Raw genomic sequence first — 21,589 nt, forward strand, 5'->3', positions numbered from 1 at the left:
CGGCGGCGGCAATCAGCATGATTTTCAGCGCGATATAATAGAGCCAGTGTTTCGGGAAAGGCGTGTCGGGCTTGGTCATCACGCAATCTCCCAGGTAGTCACGGGCTTACCATCGGCATCCTTGCCGTCCTTGATGGCAACGCCCATGGCGGCGAGCTCATCGCGGATACGGTCGGATTCCTTGAAGTCCTTCCGCGCGCGCGCCGCCGCGCGCTCCGCAATCAGGCGGTCGACGCGCTCTGCATCTATGCCGCTCGCCTGCTCCTTCCGCCCCTTCCACTCCGCAGCGCTCATCGAGAGGAAGCCGAGCAGGCGGAGCGAGGCCGCAAACTCGCCGCGTTCCCGCGCGCCGCCGGACGCCGCCGCGTTGCGCAGGCTGTGCAGGACAGCCATCGCCAGCGCTGTGTTGAGGTCGTCATGGAGCGCCTCGATCATGGCCGGCGACGGCTCGCTGGCGACGGCGTCGGCTGCGATCGCATACCAATCGTCGAGCGTCTTCGCGCTCTCTTCCGCACCCTTCAGGGTCCAGTCGAGCGGTGAACGATAATGCGTCTTGAGCATGCTCAATCGCAGCACCTCGCCCGGCCAATCGGCCAGCAATTCCCGGATCGTGAAGAAGTTGCCGAGCGATTTCGACATCTTCTCGCTCTCGATCTGCAGGAAGCCGTTGTGCATCCAGACATTCGCCATGCGGTCGGAATGGAACGCGCAGCAGGTCTGCGCGAGCTCGTTCTCATGGTGCGGAAACACCAGATCGATGCCGCCGCCATGAATGTCGAACTTCTCGCCGAGATGCTTCCAGGCCATCGCCGAGCATTCGATGTGCCAGCCGGGGCGGCCTTCCACCTTGATGCCCGCAGGCGACGGCCAGGACGGCTCGCCAGGCTTCGATGGCTTCCACAGCACGAAATCGGTGTTGTCACGCTTATAGGGAGCAACATCGACGCGGGCGCCGGCGATCATCTCGTCGAGCGAGCGTTTTGACAACGCGCCGTAGCGCGGCATCACGGAATTGGCCTCGTTCATCGCCTGCGGCGAAAACAGCACGTGATCTTCGGCGACATAGGCAAAGCCGCCGGCGACCAGCTTCTCGATGATCGCCCGCATCTCCGGGATGTGTTCGGTCGCGCGCGGCTGCACCGTCGGGGCCAAGCAGCCGAGCGCCGTGACGTCGTCCTGGTATTGCCGATAGGTTTCTTCGGTGACCTTGCGGATCGCCTCGTTCAGCGGCACGCCGGGATAGTCGCGCGCGGCGCGCACATTGATCTTGTCGTCGACATCGGTGACATTGCGGACATAGGTCACGTGATCGGCGCCGTAGCGATGGCGCAGCACGCGAAACAGCACGTCGAACACGATCGCCGCGCGGCCATTACCGATATGGGCGAAGTCATAGACCGTCGGTCCGCAGGCATACATGCGAACGTTATCGGCATCGAGCGGCACAAACGGCCGCTTCTCCTTGGTCAACGTATCGTAGAGACGCAATTCCATGGCATACCCATCCCAGTGCCGCGGGCGATTTGAAGTTCCTGCAGGGGTAGCAGCGAGATCGACCAGGAACTTCAAATCGCAGGCGGCACTAAACTTTTAGTTTCTTGCAGCGCACCTGCTCTCGCATTCGCAACCCCATTCGCCGCAAGAACATGCGAATGCGAGAGCCGGTGCGCTGCCGGCCGGGCGTCCAGTGATCTCATTTTTGAGAAAAGACGGCCTCAGCCAGCGAATCGCTAGCTAATAATCTTGCGGCAAATGGCGCAGATGGCGAGGAGACCGTTCATGGTTCCAACCATTGCGGTATCGCAAGCACGGCGTCAAGGCCTTGCTTGTGCCCGATTTGGGGGCGATCAGGCCGCCGAACCCCGCCATTCGCAGCCGCCCTCGGCCCTCATGGTTAATCATTATTAACACTTTGGGCCTATTTCTGAGGGCGGTCTCTTCCCGCCGCCGGTGCCATCCATGCGACTTTCCTCCGCACTCATTGCCTGTGCCTTCCTGCTCGCCGCCTCGGCCGCTGCCGCCGACAGCCGCGTCTTCATCGTGGCCAACCAGGCCGATGGTTACGGCGTGGACGAGTGCCTCGCCAGAGGCGACAAATGTGGCGCCCACGCCGCCCGCTCCTATTGTCAGTCACGGGAATTTGCGCAGGCCACCGCCTATCGTCGCGTCGAGCCCGACGAGGTCACTAGCGCGGTTCCGATCGGCGGCGGCAACAAGTGCTCAGGCCCGGCGTGCGGCGAATACGTCGCCATTACCTGCCAGCGCTAAACAGACCTAATCCTGCGATTTTAAGGGCCGGTTTGCCACACCCGCGCCCCGGAAACGACGTGACGCTGCCCCGAGAAGCAGCTATTGGATGCGGCCTTGGCCGCAGAACGCCGCCTTGGCCGCGTCATCAGGCTTTTTGAGCCGCGCGGATCAGCTCTCAATGGCCGGATATGCTGAAAATTCGCAACGCTTCCCTCTCCCTTCGAATTTCGACCTGCGCCATCCTGCTCGGCATCGCCGCCCCGGACGCACCCGCTTTGGCGCAGACGAACCAAGACGCCATGGCGCAGATGAACCAGGATGCCCCGCCCCAACAGGGCGCGCAGGCCAATCCGATCTGCATCCGGCTCGAAGGACAATTGGCGACGATCGACCGCGGCGCGGGCACCGGTGACCCCGCCAAGGATGAACAGATCCGCCGCTATCAGGAAGCCGAGTCCAAGCAGCAGGCCGAGTTCGACCGGGTCACGCTGCAAGCCAAGCGCATGGGCTGCGACAGCTCGGGCTTCTTCTCGCTGTTCAACGGTCGTTCCGCCCAGTGCGGCCCGGTGAACAACCAGATTCAGCAGATGCGCGCCAACCTCGACCAGATCACCACCAGCCTGGAGCGCCTGCGCAGCGGCGGCATCGGCGGCGCTGACCGCGAAAACCAGCGCCGCTCGGTGCTGGTGGCGCTCGCGCAGAACAATTGCGGCCCGCAATATGCCGCTGCCGCGCGCGGCCCTGGCAACTTCATCGACAGCCTGTTCGGCAACAACAACAACACGCTGCCGCCGCCGAGCGCCGATCTCGGCGCGCCATCCGGCACCTACCGCACCGTCTGCGTCCGCACCTGCGACGGCGCCTATTTCCCGGTCTCGTTCGCCACCGTGCAGGCCCGATTCCAGGACGATGAGCGGACCTGCAAAGCGCTGTGCCCGGCGGCGGAGGCGAACCTGTTCGCCTACCGCAATCCCGGCGAAGACATCAACCAGGCGGTCTCGATCAACGGCCAGCCATATTCATCGCTGCCTAACGCGTTCAAATTCCGCACCGAGTTCAACGCATCCTGCTCGTGCAAGCCTGCGGGCCAGACCTGGTCCGAAGCGCTGAAGTCCGTCGATGACAGGGCGGCGGTCGAACAGCAGGGCGACATCATCGTCACCGAGGAAAGTGCGAGGCGGATGCAGCAGCGCGGGCAGTCGAAAGGCGCGCCGCCGCCCAAGAAGGGTGCCGCGCCCGCAGGCACCACCGCCGCCGCGCCTGCACCGGCGACGGCTCCGGCTGACACGGCGGCCCCGACCAACGACAAGGACAAGCCGATCCGCACCGTCGGCCCGACCTTCATCCCGCCGAAGCAGTAGGCGAAACGCCCTACCCTTCGAATGCATCCGCCGAGGCGCGGCCGGCGCGGGCGACCAGTTTTTCGTCGGGCGCGGGCAGCGCCTTGCCGTTGTCGCGGAAGCGGTTGGTGATGGGATAGCGGCGGTCCCGGCCAAAGTTCTTTTCGGTCACCTTGACGCCGGGCGCAGCCTGCCGCCGCTTGTATTCGGCGATGTTGAGCAGGCGATCGATCCGCGTCACCATATCAGCCGGGAAACCGGCCGCGATGATCGTGGCCAGCGGCTCCTCGCGCTCGACCAGACGCTCCAGTATGCCGTCCAGCATCTCGTAGGGCGGCAGTGAATCCTGGTCGGTCTGGTTCTCGCGCAGCTCCGCCGTCGGCGGGCGCGTGATGATGTTGACCGGGATCACCTCGCCCGACGGCCCGAGCGCGCCGTCCGGCTTCCACTCGTTGCGCAGACTCGATAGCCGGAACACTTCGGTCTTGTAGATGTCCTTGATCGGATTGAAGCCGCCGTTCATGTCGCCATAGAGCGTGGCGTAGCCGACCGACATTTCCGACTTGTTGCCTGTCGTCACCACCATCGCGCCGGTCTTGTTGGAAATGGCCATCAAGAGCGTGCCGCGGGTGCGCGCCTGCAAATTCTCTTCGGTGATATCGCGCGGCAGGCCGGCAAATGGTCCGGAGAGGATTTTCTCGAAGCCGTTCACCGCATCGGCAATCGGCAGCACCTCGTAGCGGATGCCAAGTGCTTTGGCGAGTTTCGCGGCATCGTCGAGCGACACCTGCGCGGTGAAGCGGAACGGCAGCATCACGCCGCGGACCTCATCGGCGCCGAGCGCATCGACAGCGATGGCCGCGCACAGCGCGGAATCGATGCCGCCGGAGATGCCGAGCAAGACGCCCGGAAAGCCGTTCTTGCGGACGTAGTCGCGCAGGCCCAGCACGCAGGCGGCGTAATCGCCCTTGTCGCCCTCGAGCAGCGGCATTACGGGGCCCGAGCAGCGCCAGCCCTCGGTGCCCTTGGTCCAGCTCAGCGTGACGATGCTTTCTTCGAACGCGGGCAGTTGCGCGGCCACCGACAGATCGGCGTTGAGCGCGAACGACGCGCCATCGAACACCAGTTCGTCCTGCCCGCCGATCTGATTGAGATAGACCAGCGGCAGCCCGCTCTCGGTGACGCGGGCGACCGCAATCGACAGCCGGAGGTCGTTCTTGTCGCGCGCGTAGGGCGAGCCGTTAGGCACCACGAGAATTTCCGCGCCGGTCTCGGCGAGGCACTCGACGACGTTCTCGTATTCCTCGGACTCTTCGAGCCAGATGTCCTCGCAGATGGGGACGCCGACGCGGATGCCGCGGACCGTCACCGGCCCGGCGGCCGGACCGCGCGCGAACAGCCGCTTTTCATCGAACACGCCGTAGTTCGGCAGGTTCGCCTTGAAGCGCAACGCGGCGATGCGGCCCTGATCGAGCAGCGCGCAGGCGTTATAGAGCTTGCCGTCCTCGACCCACGGCGTGCCGATTAGAACAGCCGGTCCCCCGCCCGCGGTTTCGCGCGCCAGCTCTTCGACCGCGGCGCGGCAGGCGGCCTGAAAGGCTGGCTTCAGTACAAGGTCTTCCGGCGGATAGCCGCAGATGAACAATTCGGGCAGCAGCAGGAGGTCGGCGCCATCGGCCGCAGCCTTGTCGCGCGCCGCGCGGGCCTTGGCGGCGTTGCCTGGCACGTCGCCGACCGTCGGGTTCAACTGCGCCAGCGTGATCGTAAAGGTGTCGGTCATGGGAGCGATGGTGCCTTGCACAAGAGCAAACTGCAATTGCTCGCTTTGATAGCGTTTTCGAGCGAAGGGGATACCGGTTCGCGCGAAGAAAACGCGTCAAAACAAAAACTTAGATATGCAGTTCTGATCCCGATCAGAACCGCATATCTAAATAGCGCCCATGCGTTCCGCGAGGGCGAACAGCCAGAACAGGCCGGCCATCAACAGCGCCACGCCGACCGCCGCCGACCCCATATCCTTGACCTGGCCGATCTTCGGATCGTGATCGGTGGTCAGGCGGTCGGCGAGCTTTTCGATCGCGGTGTTGAGCAGCTCGACCACCAGGACAAAGGCGACGGCCGCGACCAGTTCCACGCAGCGCATCGTGGTCGCACCGATCAGCCAGGCCAGCGGTACCGACAGCGCCAATGCGAACAGTTCCTCGCGGACGGCCTGCTCCGAGCGGATCGCAAAAGCGAGGCCGTTACGCGTGTTGATCGTGGCCCGCCAGAGTCGCAGCAAATCAAAGTCCCGCTGCGGCCGGCATCGGCTGAGCTTTCCCGGCGCGTTCCTGCTTCAGCAGTTCGGCAATCAGGAAAGCCATATCGATCGACTGTTCGGCGTTGAGGCGGGGATCGCAGACCGTGTGGTAGCGGTCGTTGAGGTCCTCGTCGGTGATGGCGCGCGCGCCGCCGATGCATTCGGTGACGTCCTGTCCGGTCATCTCCAGATGCACGCCGCCGGCATGGGTGCCTTCGGCGGCGTGGATCGCGAAGAACGACTTCACCTCCGAGAGCACCCGGTCAAACGGACGGGTCTTGTAGCCTGATGTCGAGGTAATGGTGTTGCCGTGCATGGGATCGCAAGACCAGACCACAACCCGCCCTTCCCGCTGCACGGCGCGGATCAGCGGCGCGAGATGATCGCCGACCTTGTCGGAGCCGAAACGGTTGATCAGCGTCAGCCGTCCCGGCTCGTTGTCGGGATTGAGGATGTCGATCAGCTTGAGCAACTCATCCGGCTTCAGCGAGGGGCCGCATTTCAGGCCGATCGGGTTCTTGATGCCGCGGAAATATTCGACATGGCCGTGGTCGAGCTGGCGGGTGCGGTCGCCGATCCAGATCATGTGGCCTGACGTCGCGTACCAGTCGCCGGTGGTGGAATCCACCCGGGTCAGCGCCTGCTCGTAGCCGAGCAGCAGCGCCTCGTGGCTCGTGTAGAAATCGGTGGCGCGCAGTTCGGGATGGCTTTCGAGATCCAGCCCACAGGCGCGCATAAAGTTCAGCGCGTCGGAAATTCGATCCGCCAGTTCCTTGTACCGGCGTGACTGCGGGGAGTCCTTGAGGAAGCCCAGCATCCACTGGTGCACGCTGCCGAGATTGGCGAAGCCGCCGGTCGCGAATGCGCGGAGCAGGTTCAGCGTCGCCGCCGACTGCCGGTACGCCATCAACTGGCGCTGCGGATCGGGGATGCGCGCTTCCGGGGTGAAGGCGATATCGTTGATGATGTCGCCGCGGTAGCTCGGTAGCTCGACGCCGCCAACCTTTTCCATGTTCGACGAGCGCGGCTTTGCGAACTGCCCGGCGATGCGGCCGACCTTCACTACCGGCAGCGCGCCGGCATAGGTCAGGACCACGGCCATCTGCAGCAGCACGCGGAAGAAGTCGCGGATGTTGTTGGCGCCGTGCTCGGCAAAGCTCTCGGCGCAATCGCCGCCCTGCAGCAGGAAGGCCTCGCCGGCCGCGACGCGGGCGAGCGCCTTCCTCAGGTTACGGGCCTCGCCGGCGAACACCAGCGGCGGAAACGTCGCAAGCTGCGCCTCGACGTCGGCCAATGCCTTGGCATCGGGATAATCGGGGACCTGCAGCACCGGCTTGGTGCGCCAGCTATCGGGCGTCCACCGCTCGGACATGACGTTAACTCCTGAGCAAAAACCGCAACTTATCCGCCTTCGTTAAAACTTCGGCGCGACCAAAGTCGGGAAGACCAAGGCGAAGCCTCGCGGCTGAGCCGGGTCGAAGGTTACGAAGGCCGGGTTATACACAGGCCGCGGGCCGACCGCCAGTTAGATTTCCGGTAGTCCTGACAAGCTCTTGCGGCGAAATCCGAATTCGCATTTGTTATGGCCGCTCGCAAAGCTGGCAGGAGAACACGGTGGCCGAGCCGGGGCTGGACGACATATTTAGCGACGACATCACGATGCCCGCGACGGATGGATATCCCCTTGCCGCGACGCTGTTTCTGCCCCGCGGGGCCAAACGCCATGCGGTCCTGGTCAATTCAGCGACCGCCGTTCCCCGCAAGCTCTACCGGGGCTTTGCCAGTTACCTCGCCCACCGCGGCTGCGCGGTTCTGACCTACGACTATCGCGGCACCGGCGACTCGAGGCCGCAGGCGCTAACCGGCTCCATCAGGCCAAAATCGCTGGTCGGCTTCAAGGCCTCGATGTCGGACTGGGCAGCCCAGGACATCACCGCGGCGGTCGCCTGGATGCGGGAGCGTTACAAGGCGCTGCCCTTCGCCTATGTCGGGCATTCGTTCGGCGGCCAGGCGCTCGGCCTGTTGCCGAACAATTCGGAGATTTCGCGTGCACTCCTGATCGCCGCGCAAGCCGGCTACTGGAAACTGATGACGGCGCCGGAGCGCTACCGCGTCTATGCCCTGCTCAATTTTTTCGGCGCTCCGTTGACCCGCGCGCTCGGCTACATGCCCGGCAAGGCCGGCCTCGGCATGGATCTGCCGAAGGATGCATTTTTGCAATGGGTCGGCTGGGTGATGAGCCCGCGCTATCTGTTCGACGATGCCAGGCTCGAAGCCGTGCAGAATTTCCCGAAATACCAGGGCGCGCTGCGTGCACTCTGCATGTCCGACGATCCCTGGGCAACGCCGCCGGCGGTCGAATTGTTGTGTTCGGGATTTACCTCGACTGCGCCTGAGATCATCACGGTGAGGCCTGCGGATACTGGCGTGAGCAAGATCGGGCATATGGGATTTTTCCGGCCCGAGCATCGCGACACGCTGTGGCGCGGGGCCGCGGAATGGATCCAGGCGGAGGTCCGCGCGTAACTTGCGATCAGCCCGCGCACCGGGGACATTGGCCGTCCGCGGCCTCGCCAAGCTGACGCGCGAACTCGCTCCTGACAGCTTGCACCGGCCAATGGGTGCCATCGCTCCTGACAATTTTTCTTGCGCGCTCGAAAGCATGACTCTCAGCGGCGTCATCGCCGACGCGAACAATCACATCCCAATGGAAAGGGCATGCTGCCGTGGCGCGCGTGGTCTCCAACGCGTAGCGCACCGTTGCTGTCAGATCGTCGGCATCGACCTTCACGGGCATGAATAATACCCTCTACACAGGGACGGCCATCGGCGTTGAGACCGCGCATGCGCGTGGCGGCCGGCGCTCACCTCACCACGGCGGCCGCATCACCGTCGTCGCCGGGCAAGACGTATTCGACCGCCAGCAGCCCGCCTTCAACGATGAGAAACGCAACCGCGCCGCCTAGCCAGCCGAAGTACGCAATTGCGAAGCCCAACAGGAGCAGGGCACATACGACATCCGCCAGTATCTTGCCGCTCCGCTCGACCGCGTCATATCCTCTGGAAAAGTAAGCCATGGCCTTTCCGTCCACGCGTCATCAACCATGAATGCAACGTGGCACAAAGGCGGGAGTTCCGTTCACCCTCCGCCGCCGAGCCTCGGTCGCGACGTTACGCGCACCTGGCACGGCCGGACGTTCCCGGCCGGCTGTTGAAACCAGCTCCCATTTTCCGAATTAGCCTTCTCAATGAGGCGAGAGGCCACTCATGGAAGGAATTCGCGACGCCGCACATCTGTGCATCGATATGCAGAACATCTTCGCCAGGGGCGGCGTGTGGGAAACTCCATGGATGGAAAAGGTATTGCCGGTGATCTCGCAGATCGCCGCACGATATCGGGAGCGGACGGTATTCACGCGCTTCATTACACCCGAGCGGCCGGAAGACCGTCGCGGCCAGTGGCGCGTCTACTTCACCAAATGGGAGCGCGCGACGCGCGGCGATCTCGCGCCCGGCGCGCTCGACATCGTGCCGGCGCTAGCACGATATTCACCGCCGGCTCTGGTCGTCGACAAGCCCGCCTATTCGGCGTTCTTCGGATCGCGGCTCGGTCATCTGCTGGTCGAGCGGCATGTCGGCACAGTGGTGGTGTCAGGCGCGGAGACTGATGTCTGCGTGCTTGCTACGGTGCTCGGCGCGGTCGATCTCGGCTTTCGCGTCGTCATCGTGCAGGATGCGCTGTGTAGTTCCTCGGACACCGGCCATGATGCGCTGATGACTATGTACCGGACGCGGTTCAACGAGCAGATCGAGCTGGTCAGCGCCGCGGAACTGTTCGACATGTGGCGTCCGGACTAGATGCTCCGGCCAGCCCCCGGAACCGCCGCTCCGGCTGCAACGTTGACACGGCAGCCATCATCGCGCGAAAGGATCGATCCATGGCGGCGCCGGATGTTCGCAAGGAAATGCCGCCCGTCAAATTGCCGCGCGAGGAATTCGAGAGGCGCTATCGCGGCCGCTTTGTCGATCCGGTCTTCCAGCCGCTGCATCGCAAGCTCGACGCCGTCGTCGCGGCGGCATGGGACGCCTATAGTCATTCCCGCAAAGCCCCGCTGACGCGCAAGGCGGGCGCGGGCTTCGCCGATCCCGAGTACGAAATCGCGGTGGACTGGCTGGCCGCACGCGAGGCTATTCTCGAAGCGCAGCGGCGCCACGACGATACCGCTGCGCAGCCGCGCATCCTCGTCATCAACGGCTCGGCGCGAAGCGAGCATACCTGCCCCGGCGAGGCGTCCAAGACGTGGCGGCTGGTCAAGCTCGCCGAGCCGGTGCTGGTCGAAATGGGATGTGCGGTCGACATTCTGGATCTCTCGCGGCTAACGTCGGAATATGGCCGGCAGATTCATCCCTGCAAATCCTGCGTCGCCACCGCGATGCCGCTCTGCCACTGGCCCTGCAGTTGCTATCCGAACTATTCGCTCGGCCAGACCGACGACTGGATGAACGAAATTTATCCGCTCTGGGTGGCCGCGCACGGCATCCTGATCGTGGCGCCGGTGAACTGGTATCACGCGCCGACGCCGCTGAAGGCGATGATGGATCGCCTGGTCTGCGCCGATGGCGGCAATCCCGATCCGACCTCGACGCACGGCAAGCATGCCGACCAGGCCAAGGCGCTCGAACTGAAGGGATGGTCCTATCCGCGCCATCTGGCCGGCCGGCATTTCGGCCTCGTCGTGCACGGTGACAGCGCGGGCACGGAGACGCTGCGCCGCTCGCTTTCAGACTGGCTAACCGACATGTCGTTAATCTCGGCTGGCCGCACCGCCGAAGCCGAGGGCTACATCGGCTACATGGAGCCCTACGCCACCTCGCACCAGGCACTCGACGAGGACCGGGAATTTCAGGAGGAGGTGCGCAACGCGGCACGCGCGCTGGGGAATGCGGTGAGGCTGGCGCGTGAAGGCAAATTCGAGAATCCGGCGAAGGGTCTTGCCGATCCGAATCCGAAATGACTTCGTCGGATGGGTGGAGCGACTTGTCCGCCGTAGGTCGCCAGCGAAGGCGGAAGCGATACCCATCCTAGATGCTGTCGCTCCCCTACTTCCCGTAACTATAAAACCCCTGCCCGGTCTTGCGGCCGAGATGACCGGCGGCGACCATTTCCTTCAAGAGCGGCGCGGGGCGGTATTTCGGATCGTTGAAGCCCTGGTAGAACACCTCCATCACCGACAGCATGGTGTCGAGGCCGATCATGTCGGCGAGCGCCAGCGGGCCGATCGGATGGTTGCAGCCGAGCTTCATGCCGGCGTCGAGGTCTTCCGCGGTCGCCAGCCCCTCCTGCAGCGCAAAGATCGCCTCGTTGATCATCGGGCAGAGGATGCGGTTGACCGCAAAACCCGGGCTGTTCTTTGCCGTGATCGAGACCTTGCCGATCCGCTTTGCAAAGGCTTCCGCCTTGGCATGGGTATCGTCGGAGGTCTGCAAACCCCGGATCAATTCCAACAGCGCCATCAGCGGCACCGGATTGAAGAAGTGCATGCCGATGAAGCGGTCCGGCCGGTCGGTCGCCGCCGCGAGTTTCGTGATCGAGATCGAGGACGTGTTGGTCGCGAGCAGCGCCTGCGGCCGCAGTTTTGGGCAAAGGTCCTTCAGGATTTTCATCTTCAGGTCCTCATTCTCGGTCGCCGCCTCGATCACGAGATCGCAGGTGGAAAACTTCGCCGTGTCCGTGGTCGTCGTAATGCGCGCCAGCGCCGCCTGCCGGTCGGCGTCAGTCATCTTCTGCTTGTTGACGAGGCGCTCCAGGCTGTTGGCGACCACAGACATGCCGCGGGTAAGCGCTGCATCGGAAATATCGGTCATGACCACCGGAAGGCCCGCCGCCGCACACACCTGCGCGATCCCGTTGCCCATCGTGCCTGCGCCTACGATACCGATCTGCTCAATCATTATTCGCCTACCTCTGTTCTTGAATACTGAATGACGTCGTTATCAGAATGCGGCGGATGTTGCGAAACCTACTCCGCCGCCTGCCGCACATACCGTGCCGTCGGCGTCCGCATCGTTACCAATTCTTCGGCCGCCGTCGGATGCAGCGCGATCGTCGCGTCGAAATCGGCCTTGGTGGCTTTCATCTTTACTGCAATCGCGACCGCCTGGACGATCTCGGCGGCGGTGTCGCCGACGATGTGACAGCCCAGCACGCGATCCGTCGTGCCGTCGACCACGAGCTTCATCAGCACGCGGGTGTCGCGGCCGGACATCGTAGCCTTTATCGGACGGAAATCGGCCTTGTAGATGTCGACATGGCTCACTTGCGCGCGTGCCTGCGCTTCGGTCAGGCCGACGGTGCCGACCTCGGGCTGCGAGAACACCGCCGTCGGAATGGTGGCGTGGTCGACTGCTACCGGCCGCTTGCCGAACACGGTGTCGGCGAAGGCATGGCCCTCTCGGATCGCGACCGGCGTCAGATTGAGGCGATGGGTGACGTCGCCGATCGCATAGATGTTGTCGACCGACGTCTTCGACCACTCGTCGACGGCAATGCCGCCATTGGCTGGGTTGATGGCGACGCCGGCCTTCTCGAGCCCGAGATTGGCGACGTTCGGGTGGCGGCCGATCGCGAACATCACCTTCTCCGAGGCGACGCTCGAACCGCTGGATAGATGCGTGGTGTATTCGTTGCCGTGCTTGTCCACTTTATCGATGGTGCAGCCGGTGATGATCGTAATCCCCTGCTTCTCCATCTCGGCGCGCACGTGCTTGCGGACGTCCTCATCGAAACCGCGCAGAATATTGTCGCCGCGATAGATCACGGTCACGTCGGAGCCGAAGCCGGCAAAGATGCCGGCGAATTCCAGCGCGATATAGCCGCCGCCCTGGATCACGATGCGCTTCGGCAATTCCGTGAGGTGAAACGCCTCGTTGGAGGAAATCACGTGCTCGATGCCGGGGATCTCCCGCCCATGGTTGGGCGCGCCGCCGGTCGCGATCAGGATGTATTTTGCGGTGACCGTTTCGCCGGTCAACAGGCGCAGCGTGTGGGCGTCTTCCAGCACCGCGCGCGTCTTGACGATGCTCGCGCCTGATTTCTCGACATTGGCGGCGTAGATGCCTTCGAGGCGGGCGATCTCCTTATCCTTGTTGGCGACCAGCGTCGGCCAATCAAAGGAGAATTCGGGAATGGTCCAGCCGAAGCCTTTTGCGTCCTCGATCTCGTGGCGGACATGCGAGCCGAGCACGAACAGCTTTTTCGGCACGCAGCCGCGGATCACGCAGGTGCCGCCCATCCGGTATTCTTCGGCAACCATGACCTTTGCGCCATGGCCAGCAGCGATGCGGGCGGCGCGAACGCCGCCCGAACCACCACCGATGACGAACAGATCGACGTCGAACTTTGCCATCTCAACCCCGCCCGAAGTCGCCCGTTTGCTCTCTTATATCTGTATTTGACGCGTTTTCTTCATGCGAACCGGAAGTCCACCCTCGGATCAAGTCCGAGGGCATGCTTCGCTTGAAGATCAGATATCCTTGCCGCGCTTCTTCATCTCGGCGCGGAACTGGCCGTTGATGACTTCAGCAAATTGCTGTGCCCACTGGTTCATATAGGACATGCTGAACTGAATGGCGCGGGGCTCGTTCGCGAGCAGCTTCTGGCCGAGCGGCGACTTGTAGAAGGTCACGAGGTCCTTCAACTCCTGCTCGGTGAACTCATTGGCGTAGACCTGCGCCATGCCTTCGCCGATCTCCTTTTCGCGGCCGGCCAGATTCTTGGCCACGATCACGGCGACCTCGTTGAGATCCTTCTGATAGTTCAGATTGCTCTGCATCAGCACGTTCTTGGTCTGCTCGACGAGATTGGGAACGGCGTTGGCGTACATCGCGGCCGCATTCTTCATCGCCAGGATTTCCTTGGCGGCGGCGATCGCCGCCGGTGAACCGGGCTTGAGTGGCGCGGTCGCAGGCGCCGCGGGCGCGTTCTTCTGCTGCGCGCCGGCCGGAGCGCCGGTCAGGGCCAGCCCCACCGCAAGGCCGGCCGCCGACAAAATCCGTGAAACCCTCTTCATTCCAATTCTCCTCGATTACCGGCGTTACCGCCGCTCAACTACGCGAATTCCCTGGGCACCTGCCAGGACGGCGGTGCTGGCCAAGCCAATGAACAACCCGTGTTCGACGACACCCGGGATCAGGCTCAACAGGCCCGCCAGACGCGGCGCATCGGCGATGCGCCCGAGATGGGCATCGACAATCCAGTGGCCGCCATCGGTGACAAAAACGTGGCCGTCCTTGCCCTTGCGGAGCCTCATTTGCCCGGAAACGCCGCTTTGGGCAAATGCCGCGGCCATGGCCCGCTGGGTGGCGGCCAGCCCGAACGGAATCACCTCTACAGGTAGGGGGAAGCGGCCGAGAACATCGACCCATTTGGTATCGTCGGCAATCACGATCATGCGATCGGACGCCGCCGCCACGATCTTCTCCCGGAGCAGCGCCCCACCGCCGCCCTTGATCAGGTTGAGGGCGGGATCTAGCTCGTCGGCACCATCGACGGTGAGGTCGAGCCGGTCGACTTCATCGAGCGTGGTCAGCGGAATTTTGCAGGCCTCGGCCTGGGCGCGGGTCGCTTCCGAGGTCGGCACGCCGATCACCTTTATCCCGCCGGCAACCCTCTCGCCGAGCAGTTCGACAAAATGCTTGGCGGTCGAGCCGGTCCCGAGCCCGAGCTTCATGCCATCCTGCACATGCTCCAGCGCCCGTGCCGCCGCTTGCCGTTTAAGTTGGTCCATATCCACGTTGACGATGCTCCCCAGATCCGCCGATCCGCGGGCGCATGTCTAGCGTCGTTTTGGCCTTGGGAACAGCGCCGTGGCCCGTCTAAATTGCCAGAAATAGGTTGTTCGCTGTGTCGGGGCTGCACTTGCATGAAGGCCCGCCTGCCGCTAGCGAATTCCGGATGAGCCTTCCCCGCACTGTTGTCTTCGACCTCGACGGCACGCTGGTCGACACCGCGCCCGACTTGATCGCCGCCCTCAATTTCGTGCTCGATCGCGAAGGATTGCCGCCGCTGCCGCTGCGTGCCGCGCGCAACATGATCGGCGCAGGCGCCCGCAAGATGATCGAACGGGGGCTGGAGCTGGCAGGCCGTGCGACAAGCACTGGCGACATCGACCGGCTCACCAGGGATTTTGTCGATTATTACGGCGCCCATATCGCCGTCGAATCGCGCCCCTTCGAGGGGCTGGAGGCCGCGCTCGACGATCTCGAGGCGCAGGGCTGTCGTTTTGCGGTCTGCACCAACAAGCTGGAATGGCTGTCGAAGCGGCTGCTCGACGAACTGGGCCTGAGCGGACGGTTCGCCGCGATCTGCGGCGCCGACACGTTCGGCGTCGCCAAGCCCGACCCCGTGATCCTGCGGCAAACGGTGGCGCGCGCTGGCGGGGATATCGGCGCGACCATCATGGTGGGTGACGCGGGACCTGACGTCGGCGTCGCCAGGCGGGCCGGCGTTCCCGTGATTGGCGTCGAATTCGGCTACACCGACGTTCCGATCGCCCAGCTTGGGCCCGACCGGCTGATCGGGCATATGCGCGAATTACCGGCCGCCGTGGATGGGCTCAGCGGCCGCTTTACAGATTTAACTGTTTGATCTTACAGTTATTATTTGATCGCCATAGGCCCCCCGCCTGCCCCCGCGGCCCCCTTTCAGAGGTTGCGATTGTAGGCGCCTTACAAGGTGCCTAGATTATGCTAGCGAACCAGCACGCGGCCCCTTTAGAGGCAGTTTGAATGAGCGGCTCCCCGTCACCCGATCATCTGATACGTCCGATGGTCGATCCCTTCGGCCGGACCATCCGGTATCTGCGCGTGTCGGTGACCGATCGCTGCGACCTGCGCTGCTTCTACTGCATGTCCGAGGACATGACGTTCCTGCCGAAGAAGGATCTCCTGACGCTGGAGGAACTCGACCGACTGTGCTCGGCCTTCATCGCCAAGGGCGTGCGCAAGATCCGCCTCACCGGCGGTGAGCCGCTGGTCCGACGCAACGTGATGTCGCTGGTGCGCTCGCTGTCGCGGCATCTCGGAACCGGCGCACTCGATGAGCTGACGCTGACCACCAACGGCTCGCAACTGGCGCGCTTTGCGGCCGAACTGCGCGACTGCGGCGTCCGCCGCGTCAACGTCTCGCTCGACACGCTCGATCCCGCAAAGTTCCGCACCATCACGCGCTGGGGCGATCTCGACCAGGTTCTGGCCGGCATAGAGGCCGCGCGGAACGCAGGGCTTGCGGTCAAGATCAATGCGGTGGCGCTGAAGAACGTGAACGAGGAAGAGATCCCCTCGCTGATGGAATGGGCGCACCGCAAGGGCATGGCGTTGACGCTGATCGAAGTCATGCCGATGGGCGACATCGGCGAAGGGCGGATCGACCAGTATGTGCCGCTGTCGCTGCTCCGTGCCCGCCTTGCGCAGCACTACACGCTGACCGATCTCGACGACGACACCGGCGGCCCCGCTCGCTACGTCCGCGTCACTGAGACCGGCGGCAAACTCGGCTTCATCACGCCGATGACGCATAATTTCTGCGAGTCCTGCAACCGCGTACGGATCACCTGCACCGGCACGTTGCACACCTGCCTCGGCCATGAGGATGCCTCCGATTTGCGCAAGCCGTTGCGGGCTTCCGCGGAGGACGACCTGCTCTCGGCAGCGATTGATCGCGCCATCGGGCTGAAGCCGAAGGGCCACGACTTCATCATCGACCGTCGGCATAATCGCCCGAGCGTCTCGCGCCACATGAGCGTGACGGGCGGCTAGTAACCGCAGCCCCATATCGTCCGACGCATTTTCCGATTGACGCTGTTGCAGCGCGCTGGAATGGTGCGGCTGCTTCACGCCAGCATGGCTGGACAGGCCACGCACCTAAACGGAGCGGCGAAGACGGCGGAAGCACAAAAAGGGGGAGGACGATCGATGCCATCGATCGCGACATCGGCGATGGCGTCGTGGCCACCGCCCGGGCAGGTATGATGCGGCCGCTGTTAGCGCTCAGTGCCGGCATCGATCTGCTCAACGAAAAGATCGGCAATCTCTGCAACTTTCTGGTCCTCGCAGCGTGCACGGTCAGCGCCGGCAATGCGATGATCCGCTACGCGTTCGGCTATAGCTCCAACGGCTGGCTCGAACTGCAGTGGTACATGTTCGCCATCTTCGTGATGTTCGGCGCCTCCTACACCTTCAAGCGCAACGAGCATGTTCGCGTCGAAATCTTCTATTTGATGCTCTCTGAACGCGGCCAGCTCTGGCTCGACCTGATCGGAACGCTGTGCTTCCTGATCCCGGCCTGCCTGCTGCTGACCTGGCTGTCCTGGCCGTTCTTCCTGCAGGCCTACGCCGTCGGCGAGGAATCCAGCAACGCCGGAGGCCTGTTGCGCTGGCCGATCAAGCTGGTCGTGCCCGCAGGCTTCGTGATGCTCGCACTGCAGGGCGTCTCCGAGGTCATCAAGCGCGTCGCCGCGCTGCAGAATCTCGTGACCATCGATGCCAGGTACGAAAGGCCGGTGCAATGATCACGCTGGAAATGATGCCGCCGCTGATGTTCGGCGGACTTATTCTGGCGATGCTGATCGGCTTTCCCGTCGCATTCACGCTGGCGGCGGTCGGATTCTCGTTCGGCTTTCTCGCGATCCATCTCGGCTTTTTCGACTTCAGCTTCATGCAGGCGATTCCGGGCCGCATCTTCGGCAGCGTGCTGGCCAACGAATTGCTGCTTGCGATCCCTTTCTTCACGTTCATGGGCGCCGTCCTCGAACGATGCGGCCTGGCCGAAGACATGCTGGATTCGATGGGGCAGTTGTTCGGCCCGGTGCGCGGCGGACTGGGCTACTCCGTGATCATCGTCGGCTTCATTCTCGGCGCGATAACCGGCACGGTGGCGGCCCAGGTCATTGCCATGGCACTGATCTCGATGCCGGTGATGATCCGCTATGGCTACAACATGCGCTACATCACCGGCGTGCTGGCGGCCTCGGGCACCATCACCCAGCTCGTGCCGCCATCGCTGGTGCTGATCGTATTGGCCGACCAGCTTGGCAAGTCGGTCGGCGATATGTATCTCGGCGCTTGGGGACCATCATTATTCCAGATCGCGCTGTTCGCCGGCTACACCTTTGTGCTCGGCATCATCAAGCCGGACCACGTGCCGCCGGTGCCGAGGTCGGCGTTGACACTGACCGGCTGGCCGCTGTGGCGAAAATGCCTGATGGGAATCATCCCCTCGGCGGTGCTGATCTTCGTCGTGCTCGGCACCATGATGCTGGGCCTGGCGACGCCGACCGAAGCCGGCGCGATGGGAGCCGTTGGCGCCGTCGTGCTTGCCGCAATACATCACAAGGAATTCAGCGCGGCCGGCAACAGGATTCTGCTGATCGGCATCGCTGCCGCAGGCGTCGGAACGATTCTCGGAATCCTCTACACGGGCAGCTTTCTCTTCAAGATCGCCTTCGCGATCACCTATCTCGCCGTGATCTGGATTTGTCTGGAAGCCGTGCGCATTCCCGACCTCCGCGACCTCATCCGTCAGGGCTATCAGTCGACGATGCGCCTCACCTCGATGGTGGTGTTCATCCTGATCGGTTCGACCTGCTTTTCCGTGGTGTTCCTCGGCGTCTCCGGCGGCGTCTGGCTGGAGCACATGCTGACCTCGGTACCCGGCGGGGTCTGGGGCTTCCTGATCTTCATCAACCTGTTCATCTTCTTCCTGGCGTTCTTCCTCGACTTCTTCGAGATCGCCTTCATCATCCTGCCGATGGTTGCGCCGATTGCGCAAAAGGTGCTGGCGCCAGTGGTCGGCGCGGATGCGGCTTTGATCTGGTTCGGCGTGATGTTGTGCGTCAACATGCAGACGTCGTTCCTGCATCCGCCGTTCGGCTTTGCGCTGTTTTACCTGCGCGGCGTGGCGCCCAAGGAAGTCAAGAGTTCCGACATTTATTGGGGGGCGATCCCCTGGATCGGCCTGCAGGTCATCATGGTCGTGCTGGTGATCGCTTTCCCCTGGACCGTTACCGCGTTGCTGGACAAGCCGGTGAGCGCGGAGGATCTCAGCAAGATCAGAATTGAGGTTCCGCAGATCGAATTGCCGCCGCTGGATTTAGGTCCGCTCAAGCAGCAGTAGAAACTGATCCGGCAAACAATGACTCGTTGACGAAATTGTGCCCACAGCCTGCCGCCCAGGCCAAGGCGCAATGGTATTCCGCAGACGAAATATTCCCCTTCAATATCAACAAACTTCCGATTGACGGCAGCAGCGAGCGCTGGTTTGGTGCATCGGCTTCATGCTAGCTCGGCAGGATAAGCCGGCTGCGCCTAACCGCGCGGTCAAGACGGCAGAGGCGTCAGTCTGGGAGGGTCATCGTTGCAATCGCTTTTGAAATTGAGCCGGGGAATCGACGCGTTCACGCGGTGGACGGGCAAGCGCCTGGCGTGGCTCATTCTGATAGCCGTGCTCATCTCGGCCACCAACGCGGTCGTGCGCAAGACTTTCGACGTGTCGTCGAATTCCTGGCTGGAGCTGCAGTGGGTGCTGTTCGGCGTTGTCTTTCTGCTGTGCTCGCCATGGACGATGCTCGACAACGAGCACATCCGCATCGATATCGTAAACAACATGTTTTCCAAGCGCTGGCGGGATATCGTCGACATCATCGGCCATGTATTTTTCCTGATGCCACTCTGCATCGTGATGATCGTCACCGGCGGTCCGTTCTTCATGCGCTCGGTTGAAATCAACGAACAGTCCGGCAATGCCGGTGGTCTGCCGCAATGGCCGGCCAAATCGCTGATCATCATCGGGTTCGTGTTCCTGTTCGCTCAGGGCATTTCCGAACTGATCAAGCGAATCGCCGTGATGCGCGGCCTGATTCCGGATCCACACGCATCGCAGATACATGCTCTCGAAGCCGAGGTCGAACACCTCGTCGAGGCGATCGAAAAACGCTGATCGTCGGCGCGATCTCAGGGGGACTAGATGACTGCTTTTCTCATCGCCAACATGGCGCCGATCATGTTCGCGTCACTGGTGATTATCCTGCTGCTGGGCTATCCGGCGGCATTTTCGCTCGGCGCGGTTGGACTGATCTTCGCCTTTGTCGGCATCGAGCTTGGCGAGTTCCGCCCAGACTTCCTGCAAGCGCTGCCTGAGCGCGTCTACGGCGTGATGAACAACGACACGCTGCTCGCCATTCCGTTCTTCACGTTCATGGGACTGGTGCTCGAACGGTCGGGCATGGCCGAGGATCTGCTCGATACGATCGGACAATTGTTCGGCACGATCCGCGGCGGCCTCGCCTATGCCGTCATTTTCGTCGGCGCGTTGCTCGCGGCGACCACAGGTGTCGTTGCCGCTTCCGTCATCTCGATGGGCCTTATCTCGCTGCCGATCATGTTGCGCTATGGCTACGACCGAAGGATGGCGTCCGGCGTCATCGCCGCTTCCGGTACGCTGGCGCAGATCATTCCTCCCTCTCTCGTCCTGATCGTGATGGCCGACCAGCTCGGCAAGTCGGTCGGCGACATGTACGAGGGCGCGTTCGTCCCGGGAATCGTGCTTGCTGGCCTGTATGCCGGCTACGCGTTCCTGGTAAGCATGATCTTTCCCAAGGCTGCTCCGGGTCTGCCAGCGGATGCGGTCGGTTTTCGCGAGCCTGATGGCAGCCGCGGACTTTGGTCGCTCGGCGTCCTCTTCATCGTCAGTTGCGTTTTCGGCTGGTTCATGATGCGCCATTCGGAGGCGCGCGGAGCCGACTACGTCGTGCTCAGCATGTTCTACGGCATCCTGTTCGCCTTCTTCGTGGCGGTGGCGAACTGGCTCATTCATAAGTTCACCGGCTTCCGTTTCCTGTCGGCGATGGCGCAGCAGACGACCTTCGTGATGGTGCCGCCGCTATTCCTGATCTTCCTGGTGCTCGGCACGATCTTCGTCGGCATTGCCACGCCGACCGAAGGCGGCGCGATGGGCGCGGCCGGTGCACTCATTCTCGGCGCCGCCAAGCGCCGGCTGAGCTGGGATCTGATCCGGCAAGCGACGGAATCGACGGCCAAGCTGTCGGCCTTCGTGATCTTCATCCTGATCGGCGCGCGCGTTTTCTCGCTGACGTTCTACGGCGTGAACGGCCACATCTGGGTCGAGCATCTCTTGACCTCCCTGCCCGGCGGCCAGATCGGCTTCCTCCTTTTCGTCAACGCCCTCGTCTTCGTCCTGGCCTTCTTCCTCGACTTCTTCGAACTGGCCTTCATCATTATTCCGTTGCTCGGACCCGCGGCTGAAAAGCTCGGCATCGACCTGATCTGGTTCGGCGTCATTCTCGGCGTCAACATGCAGACGTCGTTCATGCACCCGCCGTTCGGCTTCGCGCTGTTCTATCTGCGCTCGGTGGCGCCGAAGGAATCCTATATCGACCGCGTCACCGGCAAGCGCATGGACCCGGTGACAACCGGCCAGATCTATTGGGGCGCGGTGCCGTTCGTCGTGATCCAGGTCATCATGGTGATACTGGTCATCATGTTCCCGGCGATGGTGATGCACTACAAGGGCGCGGCGTCGACGATCGATCCGAACTCGATCAAGATCGAGGTGCCGCAGATCGAATTGCCGCCGCTGGATTTCGGGCAGCCCAAACAGTAGCGCCCTCGCTCACGTCATCCGCTT

At 63.0% G+C, this 21,589-nt stretch carries 21 protein-coding genes; 11 read left to right on the forward strand and 10 right to left on the reverse strand.

What is annotated here, in order from left to right; genetic code table 11:
• Nucleotides 1-78: 78 nt before the first annotated feature.
• Entirely contained in the window at nt 79-1,494 is a 1,416-nt protein-coding gene (cysS, locus tag V1278_RS26330) for a cysteine--tRNA ligase (protein WP_334382707.1), read from the reverse strand.
• A 465-nt stretch (nt 1,495-1,959) separates the two neighbouring features.
• Between cysS and V1278_RS26335 the strand changes: the two genes are divergently transcribed.
• Together V1278_RS26335 and V1278_RS26340 are read left to right on the forward strand one after the other, a co-directional pair.
• Entirely contained in the window at nt 1,960-2,268 is a 309-nt protein-coding gene (locus V1278_RS26335; RefSeq protein ID WP_334382708.1) for a hypothetical protein, read from the forward strand.
• A 170-nt stretch (nt 2,269-2,438) separates the two neighbouring features.
• Nucleotides 2,439-3,611, forward strand: coding sequence for a DUF2865 domain-containing protein (locus tag V1278_RS26340; protein WP_334382709.1), 1,173 nt, complete (start codon nt 2,439-2,441; stop codon nt 3,609-3,611).
• Between the two features lie 10 nt (nt 3,612-3,621).
• Here the strand turns inward: V1278_RS26340 and V1278_RS26345 are convergent, their stop codons facing one another.
• From V1278_RS26345 to V1278_RS26355, 3 genes are all read right to left on the reverse strand, one after another.
• Nucleotides 3,622-5,370, reverse strand: coding sequence for an NAD+ synthase (locus tag V1278_RS26345; RefSeq protein WP_334382710.1), 1,749 nt, complete (start codon nt 5,368-5,370; stop codon nt 3,622-3,624).
• A 147-nt stretch (nt 5,371-5,517) separates the two neighbouring features.
• Nucleotides 5,518-5,871, reverse strand: coding sequence for a diacylglycerol kinase (locus V1278_RS26350; protein ID WP_334382711.1), 354 nt, complete (start codon nt 5,869-5,871; stop codon nt 5,518-5,520).
• A 1-nt stretch (nt 5,872) separates the two neighbouring features.
• Nucleotides 5,873-7,261, reverse strand: a complete 1,389-nt coding sequence (locus V1278_RS26355) for a class II 3-deoxy-7-phosphoheptulonate synthase (RefSeq protein WP_334368193.1) — start codon at nt 7,259-7,261, stop codon at nt 5,873-5,875.
• A gap of 287 nt (nt 7,262-7,548) precedes the next feature.
• Between V1278_RS26355 and V1278_RS26360 the strand changes: the two genes are divergently transcribed.
• Nucleotides 7,549-8,415 (forward strand): alpha/beta hydrolase family protein, encoded by an 867-nt coding sequence (locus V1278_RS26360; RefSeq protein WP_334384262.1) that lies wholly within the window; start codon nt 7,549-7,551, stop codon nt 8,413-8,415.
• 7 nt (nt 8,416-8,422) lie between these two features.
• On the opposite strand, the gene V1278_RS26365 is transcribed toward V1278_RS26360, so the two are convergent.
• Both V1278_RS26365 and V1278_RS26370 read right to left on the reverse strand, forming a co-directional pair.
• Entirely contained in the window at nt 8,423-8,686 is a 264-nt protein-coding gene (locus tag V1278_RS26365) for a hypothetical protein (RefSeq protein WP_334368192.1), read from the reverse strand.
• A gap of 67 nt (nt 8,687-8,753) precedes the next feature.
• Nucleotides 8,754-8,966 (reverse strand): hypothetical protein, encoded by a 213-nt coding sequence (locus V1278_RS26370; protein ID WP_334368191.1) that lies wholly within the window; start codon nt 8,964-8,966, stop codon nt 8,754-8,756.
• Nucleotides 8,967-9,156: 190 nt separating this feature from the next.
• Here V1278_RS26370 and V1278_RS26375 point away from each other — a divergent pair, with 190 nt between their 5' ends.
• Entirely contained in the window at nt 9,157-9,747 is a 591-nt protein-coding gene (locus V1278_RS26375; RefSeq protein WP_334368189.1) for a cysteine hydrolase family protein, read from the forward strand.
• An 80-nt stretch (nt 9,748-9,827) separates the two neighbouring features.
• Nucleotides 9,828-10,904 carry a flavodoxin family protein gene (locus V1278_RS26380; RefSeq protein ID WP_334382712.1) on the forward strand — a complete coding sequence of 359 codons (1,077 nt, stop codon included), beginning with the start codon at nt 9,828-9,830 and terminating at the stop codon, nt 10,902-10,904.
• 85 nt (nt 10,905-10,989) lie between these two features.
• On the opposite strand, the gene V1278_RS26385 is transcribed toward V1278_RS26380, so the two are convergent.
• The 4 genes from V1278_RS26385 to rpiA form a co-directional block, all read right to left on the reverse strand.
• A complete protein-coding gene (locus V1278_RS26385; RefSeq protein ID WP_334368187.1) occupies nt 10,990-11,841 on the reverse strand; it encodes a 3-hydroxybutyryl-CoA dehydrogenase in 852 nt (283 codons plus the stop codon).
• Between the two features lie 68 nt (nt 11,842-11,909).
• The gene (gor, locus tag V1278_RS26390; protein WP_334368186.1) at nt 11,910-13,295 is read right to left on the reverse strand and encodes a glutathione-disulfide reductase; all 1,386 of its coding nucleotides are present in this window, start codon (nt 13,293-13,295) and stop codon (nt 11,910-11,912) included.
• A gap of 117 nt (nt 13,296-13,412) precedes the next feature.
• Entirely contained in the window at nt 13,413-13,958 is a 546-nt protein-coding gene (locus V1278_RS26395) for a DUF2059 domain-containing protein (RefSeq protein WP_334368185.1), read from the reverse strand.
• 24 nt (nt 13,959-13,982) lie between these two features.
• Entirely contained in the window at nt 13,983-14,681 is a 699-nt protein-coding gene (rpiA, locus tag V1278_RS26400) for a ribose-5-phosphate isomerase RpiA (protein ID WP_334368184.1), read from the reverse strand.
• Nucleotides 14,682-14,842: 161 nt separating this feature from the next.
• Between rpiA and V1278_RS26405 the strand changes: the two genes are divergently transcribed.
• From V1278_RS26405 to V1278_RS26430, 6 genes are all read left to right on the forward strand, one after another.
• Complete coding sequence (locus V1278_RS26405; protein WP_334368183.1) at nt 14,843-15,535, forward strand: HAD hydrolase-like protein; 693 nt, start codon at nt 14,843-14,845, stop codon at nt 15,533-15,535.
• A 140-nt stretch (nt 15,536-15,675) separates the two neighbouring features.
• Nucleotides 15,676-16,704, forward strand: coding sequence for a GTP 3',8-cyclase MoaA (moaA, locus tag V1278_RS26410; RefSeq protein WP_334382713.1), 1,029 nt, complete (start codon nt 15,676-15,678; stop codon nt 16,702-16,704).
• A gap of 212 nt (nt 16,705-16,916) precedes the next feature.
• Entirely contained in the window at nt 16,917-17,456 is a 540-nt protein-coding gene (locus tag V1278_RS26415) for a TRAP transporter small permease subunit (protein ID WP_213290257.1), read from the forward strand.
• Entirely contained in the window at nt 17,453-19,060 is a 1,608-nt protein-coding gene (locus tag V1278_RS26420; protein ID WP_334368181.1) for a TRAP transporter large permease, read from the forward strand. The genes V1278_RS26415 and V1278_RS26420 overlap by 4 nt, the downstream gene beginning before the upstream one ends.
• A gap of 240 nt (nt 19,061-19,300) precedes the next feature.
• Nucleotides 19,301-19,882, forward strand: a complete 582-nt coding sequence (locus tag V1278_RS26425) for a TRAP transporter small permease subunit (protein ID WP_334368180.1) — start codon at nt 19,301-19,303, stop codon at nt 19,880-19,882.
• Between the two features lie 27 nt (nt 19,883-19,909).
• Nucleotides 19,910-21,565: a TRAP transporter large permease gene (locus tag V1278_RS26430; RefSeq protein WP_334368179.1), complete on the forward strand. Its 1,656-nt coding sequence runs from the start codon at nt 19,910-19,912 to the stop codon at nt 21,563-21,565.
• Nucleotides 21,566-21,589 lie beyond the last annotated feature (24 nt).

This window comes from Bradyrhizobium sp. AZCC 1577 (genome assembly GCF_036924575.1).
Classification (GTDB): domain Bacteria; phylum Pseudomonadota; class Alphaproteobacteria; order Rhizobiales; family Xanthobacteraceae; genus Bradyrhizobium.

Bases quoted from the DNA above. Each gene is read 5' to 3' on its own strand.
- V1278_RS26385 (WP_334368187.1), bottom strand. From the start codon at position 11,841: ATGATTGAGCAGATCGGTATCGTAGGCGCAGGCACGATGGGCAACGGG.
- V1278_RS26415 (WP_213290257.1), top strand. From the start codon at position 16,917: ATGCGGCCGCTGTTAGCGCTCAGTGCCGGCATCGATCTGCTCAACGAA.
- V1278_RS26395 (WP_334368185.1), bottom strand. From the start codon at position 13,958: ATGAAGAGGGTTTCACGGATTTTGTCGGCGGCCGGCCTTGCGGTGGGG.
- V1278_RS26370 (WP_334368191.1), bottom strand. From the start codon at position 8,966: ATGGCTTACTTTTCCAGAGGATATGACGCGGTCGAGCGGAGCGGCAAG.
- V1278_RS26360 (WP_334384262.1), top strand. From the start codon at position 7,549: ATGCCCGCGACGGATGGATATCCCCTTGCCGCGACGCTGTTTCTGCCC.
- V1278_RS26365 (WP_334368192.1), bottom strand. From the start codon at position 8,686: ATGCCCGTGAAGGTCGATGCCGACGATCTGACAGCAACGGTGCGCTAC.
- V1278_RS26345 (WP_334382710.1), bottom strand. From the start codon at position 5,370: ATGACCGACACCTTTACGATCACGCTGGCGCAGTTGAACCCGACGGTC.
- V1278_RS26420 (WP_334368181.1), top strand. From the start codon at position 17,453: ATGATCACGCTGGAAATGATGCCGCCGCTGATGTTCGGCGGACTTATT.
- V1278_RS26405 (WP_334368183.1), top strand. From the start codon at position 14,843: ATGAGCCTTCCCCGCACTGTTGTCTTCGACCTCGACGGCACGCTGGTC.
- cysS (WP_334382707.1), bottom strand. From the start codon at position 1,494: ATGGAATTGCGTCTCTACGATACGTTGACCAAGGAGAAGCGGCCGTTT.
- V1278_RS26430 (WP_334368179.1), top strand. From the start codon at position 19,910: ATGACTGCTTTTCTCATCGCCAACATGGCGCCGATCATGTTCGCGTCA.
- V1278_RS26375 (WP_334368189.1), top strand. From the start codon at position 9,157: ATGGAAGGAATTCGCGACGCCGCACATCTGTGCATCGATATGCAGAAC.
- gor (WP_334368186.1), bottom strand. From the start codon at position 13,295: ATGGCAAAGTTCGACGTCGATCTGTTCGTCATCGGTGGTGGTTCGGGC.
- V1278_RS26335 (WP_334382708.1), top strand. From the start codon at position 1,960: ATGCGACTTTCCTCCGCACTCATTGCCTGTGCCTTCCTGCTCGCCGCC.
- moaA (WP_334382713.1), top strand. From the start codon at position 15,676: ATGAGCGGCTCCCCGTCACCCGATCATCTGATACGTCCGATGGTCGAT.
- V1278_RS26340 (WP_334382709.1), top strand. From the start codon at position 2,439: ATGCTGAAAATTCGCAACGCTTCCCTCTCCCTTCGAATTTCGACCTGC.
- V1278_RS26380 (WP_334382712.1), top strand. From the start codon at position 9,828: ATGGCGGCGCCGGATGTTCGCAAGGAAATGCCGCCCGTCAAATTGCCG.
- V1278_RS26355 (WP_334368193.1), bottom strand. From the start codon at position 7,261: ATGTCCGAGCGGTGGACGCCCGATAGCTGGCGCACCAAGCCGGTGCTG.